Origin of the sequence: Sphingomonas sp., from assembly GCF_036387535.1 — a bacterium.
Taxonomy (GTDB): Bacteria; Pseudomonadota; Alphaproteobacteria; order Sphingomonadales; family Sphingomonadaceae; genus Sphingomonas_R.
This window is the reverse complement of the sequence record NZ_DASVTO010000121.1, coordinates 1-2,438: the sequence shown is the minus strand read 5'-3', so window position 1 is coordinate 2,438 and position 2,438 is coordinate 1. Positions and strand designations below refer to the sequence as shown.

Genomic DNA, 2,438 nt, shown 5'->3' with positions numbered 1-2,438 from the left:
GGACGCGAGGTCGGGGCGCTTGGTTTCCGGCGTGGCGACGGGCTTCAGCGGCCGCCCCTGCGCATCGAGCGGGTCCCAGCTCTGATCCTCGGTGGTGCGGACCTGCCTTTTCGCCTCGTGGATCCGATTGCCGTCGGCATCGCGGTACAGGCCTTCGCCGTAAATGCTCATCGACGATGCGGTCACCACCCGCCGCACCGGATTGGCGATCAGCTTTTCGAACAGCACCGCGGTGCCGACATCGTTGACGGAGGTGTAGCGCTCGACTTCATACATGGACTGGCCCACGCCGACCTCGGCCGCCAGGTGCACGACGCTGTCGACGCCCTTCAGCGCGCGCGCCACGGCATCGCCGTTGCGCACGTCGGCGCGGATCAGTTCGACCTCGTCCGACAATCCCTCGGGCCGCTCACGGTCGCCGTGCACCTGCTCGATCAGGCTGTCGAGCACGCGCACCCGGTGTCCGCGTCGCAGAAGCTCGTCCGAAACGAACCGGCCGATGAACCCCGCGCCGCCGGTAATCAGGATGGTTTCCATGCAACTCCCCGTTCGGATCACCCGCACCACGCGTCTCGCCAGGACGGCGAAGACACCCCGCAAACTCGCGGGGTTTACAGCGTGGCGTGATGTCGGGCATGAACCCCACACCAGGTGTATGTTGCTGTAATCGCTTCTTCATCATCATGGTTCCCGATCTTGATCTAGATGAATCGGAAAGTTTAGGTTCGGCCGCCCGGATCGGGAACCTGCCGCAGGGTGGGCGGTTGCAAACGGCTATGTTGATCCTTCCGTCGGAAGCATTCGGCCGATGACGGCGCGGATTTTGCTGGTGCGTCATGCCGCCCATGACGAGATTGGTCGCGTGCTGAGCGGCCGCGTGACGGATGTGCCGCTGAACGCCACGGGTGAGGCCGAGGCGGCGCGGCTGGCCACCGCGATCCGGGGTCGCGGCGTCGTCCGCCTGTTGACCAGTCCGCAACGCCGCACCCACCAGACGGCCGACATGCTGGCGATGGCGCTGGGATGCGCAGTCGAGGTGGAGAATGCGCTGGACGAGGTTGATTTCGGCGCATGGGCCGGGCGGGATTTCGCTACGCTCGCCACCGACCCCGCCTGGCACCATTGGAACCAGGCGCGTGACCGTGCCCCGACGCCCGGCGGCGAAACCATGGCCGCTGCGGCCGGGCGCATCACCCGCTTTCTCGACCACGCTGCCGCCGATGCGAATGGCGGCGCGCTGCTCTGCGTCAGCCATTGCGACATGATCCGCGCGGCGGTCGCGCATTATCTTGGCCTTGGGCTGGACCGGATGCTGGCGTTCGACATCGATCCCGCTTCGATCACCACGCTGGAGATCGGCGACCATGGCGGACGCGTGCTGCGCATGAACGAGGGATTTTGATGGCCGACACCGACAGCAGCTTGTCCGACGCCGCCATCCGGGATCGGATCGCCGCGCTCGCGCCCTGGTTCCAGAATCTGGACATCCGCGGCATCGCGACCGCGCCCGATCATTTTCTGGGGGATTATCCGCGTGCGAAGTTCCGACGCTTCGCTGCGGCGCTGCCGGCCGACCTGACCGGCAAGTCCGTGCTCGACATCGGCTGCAACGCCGGCTTCTACGCGTTCGAAATGAAGCGCCGCGGCGCCGCCTATGTCCTCGGGATCGACAGCGACGACGCCTATCTGGCGCAGGCGCGCTTTGCGGCCGATGCGCTGGGCGTGGACGGTGTCGCGTTCCGCAAGCTGTCGGTCTACGACGTCGCGGCGCTCGGCCGCCGCTTCGATGTCGTGATCTTCATGGGCGTGCTCTACCACCTGCGCCATCCGCTGCTGGCGCTCGATCTGATCCGCGAACATGTCGCGGACGATCTGCTGGTGTTCCAATCGCTGCAGCGAGGCGAGCGCAAGCAGATTGCCGACGTGAAGCCCGACTACGACTTTGACGAACCCGATGCGTTCGCCGATCCCGGCTACCCCAGGCTTCATTTCGTCGAGCGCGAATTCGCGCATGACTGGACCAACTGGTGGGTGCCGAACCGCGCGGGCTGCGAAGCGATGCTGCGCGCCGCCGGGTTCACGATCGACAGCGGCCCGCATGACGAAGTCTATGTCTGCCGGACCGCACCCGTGCCGTACGGCGATTGGGGGGCGGGTGCCGTCTACCCGGCCACGCGCGCGAAAGGGGATGCAGCATGATCGAAGCCGCGATGATCTGGAACGAACCCAACAACAAATCGCATTGGGATGTCGAGGTCGATCCCGACTGGTCGCGCTATGCCGAATGCGTGATCCGTGCCGGCGCCGCGATCGCCAGCATCAATCCCGCGATCACGCGTGTGCTGGGCGGGATGTCGCCGATCGATGCCGGCTGGGTGACCGAAGTCGGTGTCGGATCGTTCGGCGCGGAGGAGGTGCAGGTGTTCGGCATCGATCGC

3 protein-coding genes and 1 pseudogene are annotated in these 2,438 nt (G+C 66.2%); 3 read left to right on the top strand and 1 reads right to left on the bottom strand.

The window, feature by feature from the left end; all coding sequences use genetic code 11:
* Nucleotides 1-537 (bottom strand): NAD-dependent epimerase/dehydratase family protein (locus VF649_RS11345; protein WP_331012066.1); only part of this gene is annotated, 537 nt, incomplete at its 3' end.
* A gap of 271 nt (nt 538-808) precedes the next feature.
* Here VF649_RS11345 and VF649_RS11340 point away from each other — a divergent pair.
* The 3 genes and pseudogenes from VF649_RS11340 to VF649_RS11330 all read left to right on the top strand — a co-directional run.
* Nucleotides 809-1,402, top strand: coding sequence for a histidine phosphatase family protein (locus VF649_RS11340; protein WP_331012065.1), 594 nt, complete (start codon nt 809-811; stop codon nt 1,400-1,402).
* The gene (locus VF649_RS11335; protein WP_331012064.1) at nt 1,402-2,199 is read left to right on the top strand and encodes a TIGR04290 family methyltransferase; all 798 of its coding nucleotides are present in this window, start codon (nt 1,402-1,404) and stop codon (nt 2,197-2,199) included. The genes VF649_RS11340 and VF649_RS11335 overlap by 1 nt, the downstream gene beginning before the upstream one ends.
* Nucleotides 2,196-2,438, top strand: a pseudogene (locus tag VF649_RS11330) (beta-xylosidase); the annotation flags it as partial. The gene VF649_RS11335 and the pseudogene VF649_RS11330, both read left to right, overlap by 4 nt.

What these genes read in the sequence shown, in the direction of transcription:
- VF649_RS11340 (WP_331012065.1), top strand. Translation starts at nt 809, where the DNA reads ATGACGGCGCGGATTTTGCTGGTGCGTCATGCCGCCCATGACGAGATT.
- VF649_RS11335 (WP_331012064.1), top strand. Translation starts at nt 1,402, where the DNA reads ATGGCCGACACCGACAGCAGCTTGTCCGACGCCGCCATCCGGGATCGG.